The 15,018-nt window shown below is 63.3% G+C and carries 13 protein-coding genes; 7 read left to right on the forward strand and 6 right to left on the reverse strand.

Annotated features, from left to right (window positions below; all coding sequences use genetic code 11):
* Nucleotides 1–11: 11 nt before the first annotated feature.
* Together mfd and LB535_RS08470 are read left to right on the forward strand one after the other, a co-directional pair.
* Nucleotides 12–3,509: a transcription-repair coupling factor gene (gene mfd, locus LB535_RS08465; RefSeq protein WP_224631859.1), complete on the forward strand. Its 3,498-nt coding sequence runs from the start codon at nt 12–14 to the stop codon at nt 3,507–3,509.
* Nucleotides 3,510–3,721: 212 nt separating this feature from the next.
* Entirely contained in the window at nt 3,722–5,095 is a 1,374-nt protein-coding gene (locus LB535_RS08470; RefSeq protein WP_224602650.1) for a class II 3-deoxy-7-phosphoheptulonate synthase, read from the forward strand.
* Between the two features lie 85 nt (nt 5,096–5,180).
* Here LB535_RS08470 and LB535_RS08475 read toward each other — a convergent pair whose 3' ends face one another.
* Entirely contained in the window at nt 5,181–6,761 is a 1,581-nt protein-coding gene (locus LB535_RS08475) for a glycosyltransferase family 39 protein (protein ID WP_224631860.1), read from the reverse strand.
* 191 nt (nt 6,762–6,952) lie between these two features.
* Here LB535_RS08475 and LB535_RS08480 point away from each other — a divergent pair, with 191 nt between their 5' ends.
* On the forward strand, nt 6,953–7,657 hold the full coding sequence (locus LB535_RS08480; RefSeq protein ID WP_140840299.1) for a hypothetical protein: 705 nt from the start codon (nt 6,953–6,955) through the stop codon (nt 7,655–7,657).
* 82 nt (nt 7,658–7,739) lie between these two features.
* Here the strand turns inward: LB535_RS08480 and LB535_RS08485 are convergent, their stop codons facing one another.
* From LB535_RS08485 to LB535_RS08495, 3 genes are all read right to left on the reverse strand, one after another.
* The gene (locus LB535_RS08485; protein ID WP_224631861.1) at nt 7,740–8,507 is read right to left on the reverse strand and encodes an RES family NAD+ phosphorylase; all 768 of its coding nucleotides are present in this window, start codon (nt 8,505–8,507) and stop codon (nt 7,740–7,742) included.
* The gene (locus LB535_RS08490; protein ID WP_140840295.1) at nt 8,467–8,844 is read right to left on the reverse strand and encodes an antitoxin Xre/MbcA/ParS toxin-binding domain-containing protein; all 378 of its coding nucleotides are present in this window, start codon (nt 8,842–8,844) and stop codon (nt 8,467–8,469) included. Before LB535_RS08490 ends, LB535_RS08485 begins: the two co-directional genes overlap by 41 nt.
* Nucleotides 8,845–8,908: 64 nt before the next feature.
* On the reverse strand, nt 8,909–9,979 hold the full coding sequence (locus tag LB535_RS08495) for a sensor domain-containing diguanylate cyclase (RefSeq protein ID WP_224631862.1): 1,071 nt from the start codon (nt 9,977–9,979) through the stop codon (nt 8,909–8,911).
* Nucleotides 9,980–10,296: 317 nt separating this feature from the next.
* On the opposite strand from LB535_RS08495, the gene LB535_RS08500 reads away from it, so the two are divergent.
* Both LB535_RS08500 and LB535_RS08505 read left to right on the forward strand, forming a co-directional pair.
* A complete protein-coding gene (locus tag LB535_RS08500) occupies nt 10,297–10,716 on the forward strand; it encodes a GFA family protein (protein WP_140691016.1) in 420 nt (139 codons plus the stop codon).
* Between the two features lie 78 nt (nt 10,717–10,794).
* Nucleotides 10,795–11,154, forward strand: a complete 360-nt coding sequence (locus LB535_RS08505) for a diacylglycerol kinase (protein ID WP_095765126.1) — start codon at nt 10,795–10,797, stop codon at nt 11,152–11,154.
* Between the two features lie 14 nt (nt 11,155–11,168).
* Here the strand turns inward: LB535_RS08505 and LB535_RS08510 are convergent, their stop codons facing one another.
* Complete coding sequence (locus LB535_RS08510; protein WP_224631863.1) at nt 11,169–11,768, reverse strand: DedA family protein; 600 nt, start codon at nt 11,766–11,768, stop codon at nt 11,169–11,171.
* Nucleotides 11,765–12,328 (reverse strand): DUF1003 domain-containing protein, encoded by a 564-nt coding sequence (locus LB535_RS08515; RefSeq protein WP_224543773.1) that lies wholly within the window; start codon nt 12,326–12,328, stop codon nt 11,765–11,767. Before LB535_RS08515 ends, LB535_RS08510 begins: the two co-directional genes overlap by 4 nt.
* A gap of 91 nt (nt 12,329–12,419) precedes the next feature.
* Here LB535_RS08515 and LB535_RS08520 point away from each other — a divergent pair, with 91 nt between their 5' ends.
* Complete coding sequence (locus LB535_RS08520; RefSeq protein WP_224632084.1) at nt 12,420–13,133, forward strand: DNA-3-methyladenine glycosylase I; 714 nt, start codon at nt 12,420–12,422, stop codon at nt 13,131–13,133.
* A gap of 199 nt (nt 13,134–13,332) precedes the next feature.
* Nucleotides 13,333–15,012, forward strand: a complete 1,680-nt coding sequence (locus LB535_RS08525; RefSeq protein WP_224631864.1) for an NAD+ synthase — start codon at nt 13,333–13,335, stop codon at nt 15,010–15,012.
* Nucleotides 15,013–15,018: the final 6 nt, after the last annotated feature.

Consider the following 15,018-nt stretch of genomic DNA (forward strand, 5'->3'; position numbering starts at 1 on the left):
AACGCATATCCATGACCCTCATTCCTTCCATTGGCCTGCCCAAGGGCCGCGCCGGCCAGTTCATCGTCGACGGCGTCGCCGACGGCTACGAAGCCTTCGCCCTGGTGCGGACGGCGCAGGAGATCGCGCCCGACAAGCCGCTGCTGTTCGTCGCGCGCGACGGCCAGCGGCTGCCGGCGATCATCGAGGCGCTCGCCTTTGCCGCGCCCGGCCTACCGGTGCTGGAGCTGCCGGCCTGGGACTGCCTGCCTTACGACCGCGTTTCGCCCGGCGCAGATGCCGCGGCGCGTCGGCTCGACGCGCTTTCGGCCATGATCGCGCTGGCCAAGAAACCGCATCGCGCGGTGATCCTCACCACCGCCAATGCGTTGCTGCAGCGCATCCCGCCGGCCGAGCTGATCGAAGCTCAGACTTTCCACGCCAAGCCCGGCAACCAGATCGACATGAATGCGTTGATCGCGCGGCTGGAGACCTCCGGCTTCGAGCGCGTGCCGACCGTTCGCGGGCTTGGTGAATTCGCGGTGCGCGGCGGCATCCTCGACCTTTTCGCGCCCGGCTGGAGCGAGGCGCTCAGGCTCGACTTCTTCGGCGACACGCTGGAATCGATCCGCGTCTTCGACGTCGCGACGCAGCGCACCACCGGGCAGCGCAAGTCGATGTCGCTGCAAGCGATGAGCGAGGTGGCGCTGACACCGGAAACGATCAGCCGCTTTCGCCGGTCCTATATCGAGGCCTTCGGCGCGCCGTCGCGCGACGACGCGCTCTACGCGGCGGTCAGCGAAGGCCGCCGCTTCGCCGGCATGGAGCACTGGCTGCCCTTCTTCTACGAGCGGCTGGAGACCGTGTTCGACTATCTGCCGGACGCGCCCGTCGTGTTCGACCATCTGGCACATGAGGCCTTGGCCGAGCGCCACACGCTGATCCTCGACCATTACGAGGCGCGGCGGAAGCAGGCCGACAGCGCGCTCAAGGATGCCGTACCTTACAAGCCGGTGGCGCCGGATCTGCTGTATCTCTCGCCCGAAAACCTCAAGGCGTCGCTCGGACCGCGCGAGGACATAGACTTCACCGTCTTCGACGCCCCCGACGTCGGCGGCAAAAAAGTCTTCCATGGCGGCTCGCGGCAAGGCCGCAGCTTTGCCGAGGAGCGCGCCGATCCCAACATCAACGTCTTCGACGTCGTCGTGAAGCACATTGCCGACGAGCGCGCGGCGCGTCGCCGCGTCGTCGTCGCCGGCTGGACTGAAGGCTCGCTCGACCGGCTCGGGCAAATTCTCGCGGAGCACCATCTCAGTAATCTGAAATCTGTCGCGACGCTGGCGGAGGTCGAAAAGCTAGAGCCGGGGCAGGCGGGCCTTGCCGTGCTGCCGCTCGAATCCGGCTTTGAGACCGACGATCTGGTCGTCGTCGCCGAGCAGGACATCCTCGGCGACAGGCTCATTCGGCGTTCCAAGCGCAAGAAGAAGGCCTCCGATTTCATAGCCGAAGCCTCGTCGCTGTCGGCAGGCGACATCGTCGTCCATGCCGACCATGGCATAGGCCGCTTCATCGGCTTGCGCACCATCGAAGCGCTCGGCGCGCCGCATGACTGTCTCGAAATCCACTACGCCGGCGACGATCGCCTGTTCCTGCCGGTGGAAAACATCGAGCTTCTGTCGCGCTATGGCTCGGATTCGGCTGAGGCGACGCTCGACAAGCTGGGCGGCGGCGCCTGGCAGGCGCGCAAGGCACGGCTGAAGCGGCGCCTGCTCGACATGGCCGGGCAATTGATCCGCATCGCCGCCGAGCGGCAGATGCGTGCAGCGCCCTCCATGATTCCGGCGGAAGGGCTTTATGGCGAGTTCGCCGCGCGTTTCCCCTATGAGGAGACCGACGACCAGCAGACGGCGATCGATTCCGTCCTGGATGATCTCGGCGCCGGCAAACCGATGGACCGGCTGATCTGCGGCGACGTCGGCTTCGGCAAGACGGAAGTTGCGTTGCGCGCCGCCTTCATCGCGGCCATGGAAGGGTTCCAGGTCGCGGTCGTGGTGCCGACGACGTTGTTGTCGCGGCAGCACTTCAAAACCTTCTCGCAGCGCTTTTCGGGCCTGCCGATCCGCATTGCGCAGGCGTCGCGCTTGGTTGGTTCAAAAGAATTGGCGGAGACCAAGAAGGGCATCGCCGAAGGCACGGTCGACATCGTCGTCGGCACGCACGCGCTGCTCGGCAGCTCGATCTCGTTCAAGCGCCTCGGCCTGCTGATCATCGACGAGGAGCAACATTTCGGCGTCAAGCACAAGGAGCGGCTGAAGGATCTCAAGTCCGACGTGCATGTGCTGACGCTGTCGGCGACGCCGATCCCGCGCACGCTGCAACTGGCGCTGACCGGCGTTCGAGAGCTCTCGCTGATCGCCACGCCGCCGGTCGACCGCATGGCGGTGCGCACCTTCATCTCGCCCTTCGATCCGCTGGTCATACGCGAGACACTGCTTCGCGAGCGCTATCGCGGCGGCCATTCCTTTTATGTCGTGCCGCGTATCAGCGACCTGGCCGAAATCCATGATTTCCTGAGGGAATCCGTGCCGGAGCTGAAAGTGGCAGTGGCGCATGGCCAGATGCCGCCGGGCGAGCTCGACGACATCATGAACGCCTTCTACGACGGTCAGTACGACGTGCTACTGTCGACGACCATCGTCGAATCCGGCCTCGACATCCCGACCGCAAACACGCTGATCATCCACCGCGCCGACATGTTCGGCCTCGCGCAGCTCTACCAGTTGCGCGGCCGCGTCGGCCGTTCGAAGGTCCGCGCCTATGCGCTGTTCACGCTGCCTGCGAACCGCAAGCTCACCGATACGGCCGAGCGCAGGCTGAAGGTGCTGCAGTCGCTCGACACGCTCGGCGCAGGGTTCCAGCTCGCCAGCCACGACCTCGACATCCGTGGCGCCGGCAATCTTCTGGGCGAAGAGCAGTCCGGCCATATCAAGGAGGTCGGCTTCGAGCTTTACCAGCAGATGTTGGAAGAGGCGGTGGCCGAGGTGAAGGATACCGGCGAGGCGCAGGACGGCGGCTGGTCGCCGCAGATCGCCGTCGGCACCGCGGTGATGATCCCGGAAAGCTATGTGCCCGACCTGCAGCTCCGCATGGCGCTCTACAGACGCCTGGGCGACCTCGAAACAACCGAGGAGATCGACGGCTTCGGCGCCGAGCTGATCGACCGTTTCGGGCCTTTGCCGGAAGAGGTGACGCACCTGTTGAAGATCGTCTTCATCAAGGCGCTCTGCCGCAGGGCCAATGTCGAGAAGCTCGATGCCGGGCCCAAGGGCGTCGTCATTCATTTCCGCAAGCGCGAGTTCCCCAATCCGGTCGGGCTGGTCAAGTTCATCGGCGAGCAGGGATCGCTGGCCAAGATCAGGGCCGACCATAGCGTCGTTTTCATCCGCGACTGGCCGAACGCGGAGAAGCGGCTCGCCGGCTCGGCCGTGGTGATGACGCAACTGGCGCGGCTCGTCGACAAGGCCGCGTAACGGCGTCTACATTGGAAGCCGAGCAGCTCAACGCATTCGCCACCACTGAAAAACCCGGCTAGAATAGGCAGTCGGCTTCGTGTAAGGAGCCGCGACCTCGTATCGAGGCTGGAATGGCGGGCAAGCACGCTCGCCGGTTTATTTGACGCAATTCCGGACGGAAAGCCGTTACACTTTCCTGGAGTTGCTCTGGAAGGGCGTTGGGTGCAGCGATGACGAAATGGTCGCCGAATTCGTGGAGAGCAAAGCCGATCAAGCAGGTCCCGGCCTACCCGGACCTTGGGGCTTTGCAAGCCACGGAAGCGCGGCTTGCGACCTATCCGCCGCTGGTCTTTGCCGGCGAGGCGCGTAAGCTGAAGAAGCAGCTGGCGGCGGTCGCCGCCGGCGAAGCCTTCCTGCTCCAGGGCGGTGACTGCGCCGAGAGCTTTGCCGAGCATGGCGCCGACAACATCCGCGACTTCTTCCGCGTCTTCCTGCAGATGTCGGTGGTGCTTACCTTCGCCGGCGCGCAGCCGGTGGTGAAGGTCGGCCGCGTCGCTGGCCAGTTCGCAAAACCGCGCTCGTCCGACAACGAGACCAAGGCCGGCATGACGCTGCCGAGCTACCGCGGCGACATCATCAACGGTATCGAATTCGACGCCTCCTCGCGCATTCCGGATCCGGCGCGCCAGGAGATGGCGTACCGCCAGTCCGCCGCGACGCTCAACCTTCTGCGCGCCTTCGCGCAGGGCGGCTATGCCAGCCTGGAGAACGTGCATCGCTGGATGCTGGGCTTCGTCGCCGACAGCCCGCAGGGAGAAAAATACGAATCGCTCGCCAACCGCATCACCGAGACGATGGATTTCATGCGCGCGGTGGGCATCACGTCCGAAACCAATTTCGCGCTGCGCGAAACGGATTTCTACACCAGCCACGAGGCGCTGCTGCTCGGCTATGAGGAAGCGCTGACGCGAGTCGATTCGACCTCCGGCGACTGGTACGCGACCTCCGGCCACATGATCTGGATCGGCGATCGCACCCGCCAGCCCGATCACGCGCATATAGAATATTGCCGCGGCATCAAGAATCCTCTCGGTCTGAAATGCGGGCCGTCGCTGACGCCGGACGGCCTGATGGAATTGATCGACCTGCTCAATCCTGAAAACGAGCCGGGCCGTCTGACGCTGATCGCGCGCTTCGGCTCCGACAAGGTCGCCGAGCATCTGCCGAAGCTGGTGCGGGCAGTTAAGAAGGAAGGCCGCAACGTTGTCTGGTCGTCGGATCCGATGCATGGCAACACGATCGAGGCGGCCGGCTACAAGACGCGGCCGTTCGACCGCATCCTCAAGGAAGTGCAGACCTTCTTCGAAGTTCATCGCGCGGAAGGCACGCATCCGGGCGGCATCCATATAGAGATGACCGGCAAGAACGTCACCGAATGCACGGGCGGCGCCCGCGCCATCACGGCGGAAGACCTGCAGGACCGCTATCACACCCATTGCGACCCGCGCCTCAACGCCGATCAGGCGATCGAGCTCGCCTTCCTGGTCTCGGACCTGCTCAAAAAGAGCCATCCGGTCCAGCACAAGCAGGCCGCTAACGCCTGAACAGAGGCTTGACGCCTATCGTCGGAGGCGCTGGCGGCGATGCCGTCGCCTTTTGACGTCGGGCTGATAAACTTCAAGTCGCGGGTCATTCCGGATCGGGCGGTCCGGGCGGATCGCCCGGGAAACTGGTCCTGCCGGGCGGAATGACGGCAAAGCTGATCTCCAGCGGCGGTGCCTTGAGCGACCAGTCGAACGGCACGGTCTTGACCGGCAGGCCGGCGATCCACGCCTGCTGTTGCGGGGAGAGCCTCCAACCGGTCGGCCACACCAGCAGCAGGCCCTGATCGCGCAGGCGCTGGTCCGTGATCCAGGGGGCAAGGCGCCTGTCGAGAGCCGTGAAGATGGACGGCTGGTCCGCCGCTTCCAACCCGGCAAGCTGAGCCACGCCGTCCTCGCCGCCGACGATGCCCAGTGGTCCTGGTACCGTCTCATGCCAGATCGCTTCGGCCGTCTGCGAGACCGATCGTGCCGGCCAGCACATCGGCTGCAGGCGACCGAGGACGTTGCAACCGGTCCAGCGTGTAATCGCATAGGCGCTCGATACGCCGACCACGCATAGCAGTGCCAGCAGCGTCAGCCGGCGCAACTCGGCCAGCCCCAGGCGCTGTCCCAAGAGTGCAACCGCGAGGGTGCCGACCAAATTGTACATCGTCGCGCCCCAGGACTCGCCGGTGCCGGTAAACAGCGAGGCGGCCATGATCAGGAGCGCCGGCCCCAGGCCCATCCATGCCAGGTAGACAATCGCGCGCCGCTCGGGGGCAGGGCGGGCCGGTAAGGGGTCTCGTGCCGGGTCGGGCCGCCGTCGCAGCAGGCCGGAAATAGCAAGAACGGCGGGAAGAGCGGCAAGCCCTGCAAGCTGAACGCCGATATAGTAGAGCCGTGCGCGGTTAGCGAGCACCCAGGCGTTGCGATGCTCCGCATAGGTCAGCGGCAGGAAATCGAGGCGGAAAAGCGCAATTGCCAGCGGCGCCGCGAGGCCCAGAAAAACCGCAAGACCGAGCCATGGCCATGGGGTGGCAAGCCGGCTTCGAGCGCGGGCGTCGTACAAAATCCAGATACCACCGAACACCAGTAGCAGAGCCGTAGAGAACTTTGCGTAGAGCCCGATGCCGGAGACGAGGCCGAGGGCGAGCCACCAGCCTGGACGGCCGTCGCGCGCCGAGCGCCATAGCAACCATGAGATTGCGGCCCAGAACGGCATCTGCGCATAGTCATGGTTGAATTGCGGGGTCGGCCAGCCGAAGAAATAGATCGACGGCATCAAGAGCACGGCGGCGATCGCCCGGGTCGGGCCCATGATGTCGCGCGCGAGAAGGTAGACCAGGACGAAAGTCGTCGAGATCATCAACTGCGACAGCATATATTGCGGCCAGCGGAACGAGCCGGTGAGCAGGTGGCTGATCTCGAGCAGCCAGCAGGGGAGTTGCGGGTGCTTGTAGGTCAGCAGCACCCATTCGCGTCCCCACATGAAACCCTCGACGACGTCGCGCGGCGGCCCAACATTGACGAGCGCGGGCATGACGGTCCAGCAAGCGATCTGGATCAGGCATAAAAGCGCCAGCAACCGCCATGGATGCCGGACCAGACCTTTCCAGATGGAAGACAGATCGTCTTCCGCCGCAGCCGCGGCGGGCCAGACATGCACGGATTCACTGGTTCTCGACATACGGGCCTAAAATCAGACCGATGGATTGCTGAACAGTCCGATAGCAAAAGCTTACGAAAAAGTATTCTTCGGCAACATTGTAAAACCAAGATTGCGATGGAACCCGTCGCCGGCGCTTCGGGCAGGACCGGCCGGCGATCATTGCGGGAGCCCGTCCGTAGCGCCGCGGTTTTAGCAATACAGGTTCCTCCATGCGCCATCAGCATGCCGTCATCCATCACCGGGGCCTCGATTTCTGGTCGGCGCGCGCCGCGGTTCTCGTCGTCATCTGCCTGCAGCTTCTGGTCATCAACAACCTGTCCTTCGGTCCGCGCTGGCTGGCCCCTACAGTGGAGGCGGCGCTGCTGGCGCCCCTGTCGATCGCGACGGCCTGGACGCAAATGGCGACGCGCAACGCCGTCGACCATGAGCATTGGTACGCGATCGGCCGATTGCGCCTCTATATCCGCCGCGCAGCATTGGTGATGACCGGCGTCATCAGCATCATGAATTGCGGGTCGCTGGTCTTCCTGGTGCGGGCGTTGCTGGAAGGGCATGCCGGGGCCGGCACGACGCTGCTCGTCGACGCGCTCAACATCTGGGTCACCAATGTGATTGTCTTTGCGCTGTGGTTCTGGAGCACTGACCGGGGAGGCCCGCCGACCTGCGGGCTGGTCAAGCGCGCGCAGGCAGACTTCCTGTTTCCGCAAATGACGCTACCAGATCGCGAGATACAGGGCTGGCTGCCGGGCTTCGTCGACTATGTCTTCCTGGCTTTCACCAATGCCACGGCGTTCTCGCCGACCGACACCTTGCCGCTCACGCAGCGCGCGAAGCTCCTGATGATGGCCGAAGCGATGATCTCGCTCCTGACCATAGCGCTGGTGGCGGCGCGTGCCGTCAACATCCTGGCCTAAACTGTATCGATATTCAGGAGAGGTCGGCCTGCGAATGACGATCTTCTGCTCGGCTGAATCTCAATACTGCTCATCGCCGATATCAGGTGGCCCGCTCCCAGCGCATGCCGGCCAATCGGGGATCGGCAAAGGCGGTGCGTGAGAATTCCAGCCGCTTGTCCGGGAATTCGCAGATCGCCTGAAGGCCGAAAGAGCCGATCCGGATGCGCCAGGTCTGCGGCTCCAGCGGTTTTGCCTTGGCAAAGCCCTTGCACGTCAACAGCGCGATATTGACGCCCTTGGGATCGCGCGCCGAGCGATAGCGGATCGCCTGCAGTTCGGCCTCACGCGCGACGTCGGCGATCGCCTGGCAGGCGGTGTAGTCGGTGGCGTGCGTCCAGGCCTTCTCGTCGCGATCGAGCGGCGGCCGTGTCAGGTCGACTGCGCGGTCGCATTTTATCGCGGCGGCGAAGGCGGTGTATTCCGCCGCGTCGCTCGGCCATTGCGTCGCCGGCGACTCCGCAAAAAACAGCAAGCGGTAGAAGGCCATCTCCGCCACCGCCGTCAGCACCGTCTCGGCGGCGTAGTAGACGCCTTTCGTCTTGCCGGCGCGGCGGAAGCGGGAGCCGTACGGATAGACGGAGCCGTAGCGAAAAGGCGTCGCCAACAGATAGTGGAGATGGCGGCACTCAAGCGGGATCCGCGGCTTGGTGTCCTCGATGAGATCCTCAAGCAGCGCCTGCTCATCGAGCGTGTCGATGAGCTTAAGGGTCGAGACGCGGTGCTGCGCCTCGACCATCCGCCAGTACTTGCCTTCGAGCCGGACGGCCTCAGACGAGAGCGCGCCGGGAGTCCAGGTAGGCAATGACATCGACAAGTCCGGCAATCGTCAGGATTTTTTCGAGCGGCGTGCCGTCGAGCGTGGTGTTGGGATTCTTCAGCCACGCCCGGGCGACGGTCTCGTCGCCGCCGACGATGGCGTCGAGCGAGCGAAACAGGCGCACGAACAGCACCGCTAATTCGAAGGGCTTGGTGCCGCGTTCAAGCAGGAATTCCTGCCGGCGCATGCGCGAGACCGTTGCTTCCGACACGCCGATGACCAAGGCAAGCGTCCTGGCGGTGATATCGAGCAGGTCGGCCGCGCGCAGCGTGGCCTTGGTAACGACGGCATTTTCGGCCGCCGTCGCGGCCGCGACTGGACGTTGCATAAGCGCACCCTTTTCATTTCTGTGGAAAATATAATCCACAAAAATTCGCCTGGAAAGGGGCGTGTCAGTCTTTTTTGTAAAGCAGCCAGCTTTTGCCAGCCCGGCTGACCACGGCCGAGTGCTTGGTCACACGGTTGCGGCCGCCGACCTTGGAGCGGTAAAGGGCCTGGTCCGCCTTGGTGTAGAGATCTTCGGGGTTCTCTGCCTCCGAGGCCATGCAGATGCCCAGCGACACGGTAACGGTGCCGTAGTTCATGCCGGTCTGGCTGCCGGTGAACGGGGTCTGCTCGACGAGCGCGCGGATGCGCTCGGCGATCTCGTATGTGGCTTCCTCGCTGGCGCCTTCGACGATAAGCGCGAACTCCTCGCCGCCAGTGCGCGCGACAAATATGTCGGCACGCACGCTAGACTGGAAGATCTCGGCGATGATCTGCAGGATCCTGTCGCCGACCGGGTGGCCATAGCGATCGTTTAGGTCCTTGAAATGATCGATATCGGCAAGGATCAAGGCGTTGAACAGGATGCCGCGGTTGCTGTTGTAGATCCGGGTGATCTCCTTGTCGAAGGCGCGGCGGTTCCACAGCTGCGTAAGCGGGTCGGTGTCGGCAAGCCGCTTGTATTCCTCGAGCTTCGACTTGACGCTTTCAAGCTCGGCTGTCTTTTCGCTGAGCGTGCTGGCGATCTGACGGCCATGGTCGATCGTCGAGCTGGTGGCGGCCGACATCGCGCCTGCGATCTTCTGCAGGAGTTCTTGCGAAAGCAGGCTGCGATTGCTCAGGCCGCTCGAGGTCTCGTCGAGGATGCGGCCATACTTCTCGATATGCGAGCGCTCGCTGCGCAACAGGGCGGCGATGTCCTCGAGCTCCTTGGCGACCACTTCACGGGCGTGCTCGACAATGGCGGGGCCGTGGTGCTGCGGGAAGAAGCTCCGTCCGATGCGGTCGAGATCTTCCTGGGTTGGGCGGTTGCTCAACGAGACGACGGCAAGGCTGAGTTCGCGATTGCTGCTGCTGAGCGCCTCGTAGAAGATTTCATAGTTACGCGGCAGGCCAAGCACGCCGAGCTGTCGCATCGTCGTCACGACGGTGCTGGCGATGTCGGTATTCCTGTCGGTCGGAATGGCTGCCGGCTTCATGTCTGTTCACTGCCCCTTCAGTGCGACCGGAGACCTGCCACCGCCGGCGTTCGCTCACGCGGGGATTTGAATCAGAATTGCGACGGCGCGTCCCCAACACGACCATCGCTTGTGGGAATCATAAATGCAGTCCTGCTAAAGTTTCCTTAATAGCCTGCATTTCCTCATTGTCCTTGCTACCACAGGGTGCAAAGCGGTGCAGGGGCAGCTTCTGAAACGCGTCGCTTCGGTGTCGCATTTTCCGGTGCGCGGTCATCTCAAAACTGAAATTCTACATCCGGCAATGAACGGTGCAGACGACGTCGAAGGAGGCCGGAATGGACGACAATCATAGCGGATCGTGCCTGTGCGGGGCGGTGCGTTTCAGAACGAAGGGCCCGCTACGCGGCGTGATTTATTGCCATTGTTCACAATGCCGCAAGCAGAGCGGCCATTTCTACGCCGCAACCAATGTAGCGGACGCCGACATCGTTATCGAAGGCATGGAAAATCTCACCTGGTATGAGGCATCCGACTTCGCCAAGCGTGGCTTTTGCAAGACATGCGGCTCGGTGCTGTTCTGGAAGCCGAAAGGCGATGCATATGTTTCGGTTATGGCTGGTTCATTCGAGGAACCGAGCGGGCTTCAGGGCGAATGCCACATCTTCGTCGGCGACAAGGGCGATTATTATTCGATCGAGGACGGGTTGCCGCAGTTCGAGAAATCGGCGCCGTCGATAAAGGTCGCGGGCGGATGAATTTTGCAGCGGCTGCCTTATTCCCTTGATCCCACCATTGCGATATCCCCTGCCGGTGACTCGCAAAGGGGCAGAGGAATGCAGCGGCTGATCGATGCTTTCATCAATTCAGTGCGGGCCTTCCGCAAGTTGGCCGCCCACGAAAAGGCGTTCCAGCAGGAATTGCTGTTGCTGGCGCTCGCCTTGCCGGCCGGCTGGTTCATCTCGGTTTCCTGGCGCGGCTATGCCCTGCTGATCGGTGCTGTGCTGCTCCTGATCATGGTCGAAGTGCTCAACACCGGCATCGAGGCGGCCTGCGACGCAATCTCGCGCGAATTCCACATCGACATCCAACTTGCCAAGGACTGCGGTTCGCTGGCCGTGCTGATTTCGATCGTGATCGCCGGCGGCGTCTGGGGTATCGCCCTCATCGAACGCCTTGTCGGCGCGCCGATCTGATCCTCGCGGATTGATCAAGATCCTGCCTGGTCTTCCCTGGCGCGTTCGCGCTTCGCGAAGTGATGGCCTACCAACCAGGCGACCATGGCGATAACGATGCCGACGCCGAGGGCGATGAGCAGGCGCTGATGGCGAGCAAACGCCTGGCCCACGATTTCCTCCGCGCCCAGGCCGAAGACATAGCCGATGCCACTGAACAGGGCCGACCAGACCGCGGACGAGATGGCATTCAGGATGACGAAACGCGGCATGGACACGGTCGACAGGCCGGCGGCGACGCCGCCGACCAGGCGCATGCCGTAGATATAGCGGTTGGTCAGCACGAAAATGTTGGGATGGGTGTTGAGCAGGCGATAGGCTCGGCTGAAGCCCGGACGCCTGCGCAACAGTCTCACATAGCGATGTTCAGCGAAGCTGCGCCCCAGGGTGAAGAAGAACGTGTCGCCGGCGAAGGCGCCGAGGAAGGCGGCAAAGAAAGTCTGCCACAGCACGAAAACATGCTGATGAGCGAAGAAGCCGCCCAGGATCGCCGCGCTTTCGCCTTCGGCCACGCAACCCAGGAAGACCGCGATCAGCCCGTATTGCTCGATGAGGCGATGGATAGTCTCGCTCATTCCGTTGCGGGCCGCGCGGACAGTTTTTCGTCAATGCGCCTGATCTGCTCGGCCATGCGCAGGATTTCGTCACGCATGCCGATGATCTCGCTATGGCGAAGCTCGTCGAGTTTTTCATGCAGGGCCATGATCTCGATCTCGGCCTTCAGATTGACCTCGTAGTCATGGGCGGCGTCGATGCGGTCGCGCTCGGTCTGGCGGTTCTGCGACATCATGATCACCGGCGCCTGGATAGCCGCCAGCATCGACAGAACAAGGTTGAGGAAGATGAAAGGGTAGGGGTCGAAGGCGTCGCGGGTGAGCAGCCAGGCGTTGCCGGCAGTCCAGACAACAAGAAAGGCCAGGAAGCTCAGGATGAAGGACCAGGAGCCGCCGATCCTGGCGATGGTGTCGGCAATACGGTCGCCATAGGTCTCGTGGAAGGCCACGGCCTTGTTGGTGTCGCGGGTGATGGTGGTGCGCTCGAGCGTCGACTGGAGCACGCGGCTCTCGATCGGACCGAAACCGTCCGGCTTTCGCTTGAGCAGACGGTTCGCCATATCTTCGACGATCTTGTTCATTTGTCCTCTCCTTCGGCCGGGCGTCGATAGAGGTAGAGGCTGCCGGGCCGGACGTGAAGTGATAGATTGCGGCGAACAAGCGGGGACAATGATGCTCGATTTCCAGAAAATCCATGCACGGGCGGCAAAGCGCAAGGGCGGAGAGGCCGTGCTGGCGCAGTTGCTTGGCCCCGCGCCCGATAATATGGCGGTTGCAAAGATCCCCGACGACCGCATCCTCTCCACCATGGCCGAGCGCATTTTCGCCGCCGGCTTCGTGTGGCGGGTCATCGAGCAGAAATGGCCAGGTTTCGAGGAAGCGTTCCTAGGCTTCGAGCCGAAGCGGCTTCTGTTCCAGCCGGACGACTTCTGGCACGAGCTTGCATCCGACAGCCGCATCGTGCGCAATCCGCAGAAGATCAAGTCGGTGCGCGACAATGCCGCCTTCGTCGATCGCGTCTCGAAGGAGAATGGCAGTTTCGGCAAATTCATCGCCTCCTGGCCCGCGGACGATCAGGTCGGCCTGACCGCCTATCTCGCCAAGCATGGCAGCCGGCTCGGCGGCAACACCGGCCAGTATTTCCTGCGCTGGCTCGAATGGGACACGTTTGTCGTCTCTACCGACATGGCGGCGGCATTGCGCGATGCCGGCCTCGACATCGCCGAAAACCCGACCTCGAAGCGGGACCTCGACAAGATCCAGGCGCAGATCAACCAATGGTCGGCCGAGACCGGCCTGCCGCGCCGCCACATCTCGCGCATCCTAGCGATGTCGATCGGCGAGAACCGCTCGGCAGAGGCGCTGCGCGAATATATGGGCGACTAAGTGGTTGGGATCGATCGACGTCCGTCGATCAGGGAGATAGTCGGCTCTGCCGGCGCCGCCTATTAGTCAGGATACGGTCCTCAATCGATCAGGGACATAATCGGCTCCGCCGATTAGTCAGGATACGATCTTCGATCGATCCTAAGTGGCACAACCAAACGCCATTGCGGGGCGATTTCAGCCACGCTAAATCCGTACCATGACCAAGACCGCTCCCGATATCCTGCGCATTGCCGTCGCCCAGCTCAACCCGACCGTCGGCGACGTCGCCGGCAATCTGGCAAAAGCGCGCGAGGCGAGGGCGGACGCGGCGCGCCAGGGCGCCGATATGGTGCTCTACACCGAGCTCTTCCTCGCCGGCTATCCGCCGGAAGACCTGGTGCTGAAGCCTTCCTTCCTGAAGGCTTGCGAGAAGGCGGCGCAGGACCTCGCCGAGGACACGGCCGATGGCGGGCCGGGCGTCATTGTCGGCACGCCGCTGAAGCGCAAAAGCGGCACGCATAACTCGATCGTCTTCGCCGACGGCGGCAAGATCATCGCCGAGCGCTACAAGCTCGACCTGCCGAATTATGGCGAGTTCGACGAGAAGCGCGTCTTCCAGGCCGGGCCGGAACTGCAGGGTCCGGTCAACTTCCGCGGCGTGCGCATCGGCATTCCGATCTGCGAGGACATCTGGGGCGACATCGCCGTGTGCGAGACGCTTGCCGAAAGCGGCGCCGAGATCCTGCTGGTGCCGAACGGCTCCCCCTACTATCGCGCCAAGATCGACGTCCGGCACCAGGTCGTCATCCGCCAGGTCATCGAGACCGGCCTGCCGATGATCTATGCCAACCAGCTCGGCGGCCAGGACGAGCTGATCTTCGACGGCGCTTCGTTCGCCATCGGGGCCGACAAGACGCTGGCCTTCCAGATGAGCCAGTTCGAGGAGGCGGTCGCCGTCACCACTTGGAAACGGAAAGGCGATCATTGGGTCTGCTCGGAAGGCCCGATGTCGAAGATCCCCGAACGCGAAGAGGCCGACTACCGGGCCTGCATGCTGGGGTTGCGCGACTACGTCAACAAGAACGGTTTCAAGAACGTCGTGCTTGGCCTCTCCGGCGGCATCGACTCGGCGATCTGCGCGGCTTTGGCCGTCGATGCGCTGGGCGAAGAGCGGCTGCGCACCATCATGATGCCCTACCGCTATACGTCGAAGGATTCGCTGAAGGACGCCGAGGACTGTGCGCGCGCGCTTGGTTGCCGCTACGACATCGTGCCGATCTTCGAGCCGGTCGAAGGCTTCAAGCATGCGCTGACGCAGCTCTTCGAGGGCACCCAGGAAGGCATCACCGAGGAGAACCTGCAGAGCCGCGCCCGCGGCACGATCCTGATGGCGATCTCCAACAAGTTCGGCTCTATGGTGGTCACCACCGGCAACAAGAGCGAGATGTCGGTCGGCTACGCCACGCTCTACGGCGACATGAATGGCGGCTTCAACCCGATCAAGGATCTCTACAAGATGCAGGTCTACGCGCTGTCGCGCTGGCGCAACAACCATGTGCCGCCGGGTGCGCTCGGACCGTCGGGCGAAGTGATCCCCAACAACATCATCGACAAGGCGCCGTCGGCGGAGCTGCGCGAGAACCAGACCGACCAGGATTCGCTGCCGCCCTATCCGGTTCTGGACGACATTCTGGAATGCCTGGTGGAGAACGAGATGAGCGTCGACGACATCGTCGCGCGCGGCCACGACCGGGCGACGGTGACGCGCGTCGAGCACCTGCTCTACATCGCCGAATACAAGCGCCGCCAGGCGGCGCCCGGCGTGAAGATCACACGGAAGAATTTCGGCCGCGACCGCCGTTATCCGATCACCAATCGGTTCCGGGACCGCGGCTAGTCCGCG

The organism is Mesorhizobium sp. CA10, assembly GCF_020165285.1.
GTDB lineage: Bacteria > Pseudomonadota > Alphaproteobacteria > Rhizobiales > Rhizobiaceae > Mesorhizobium.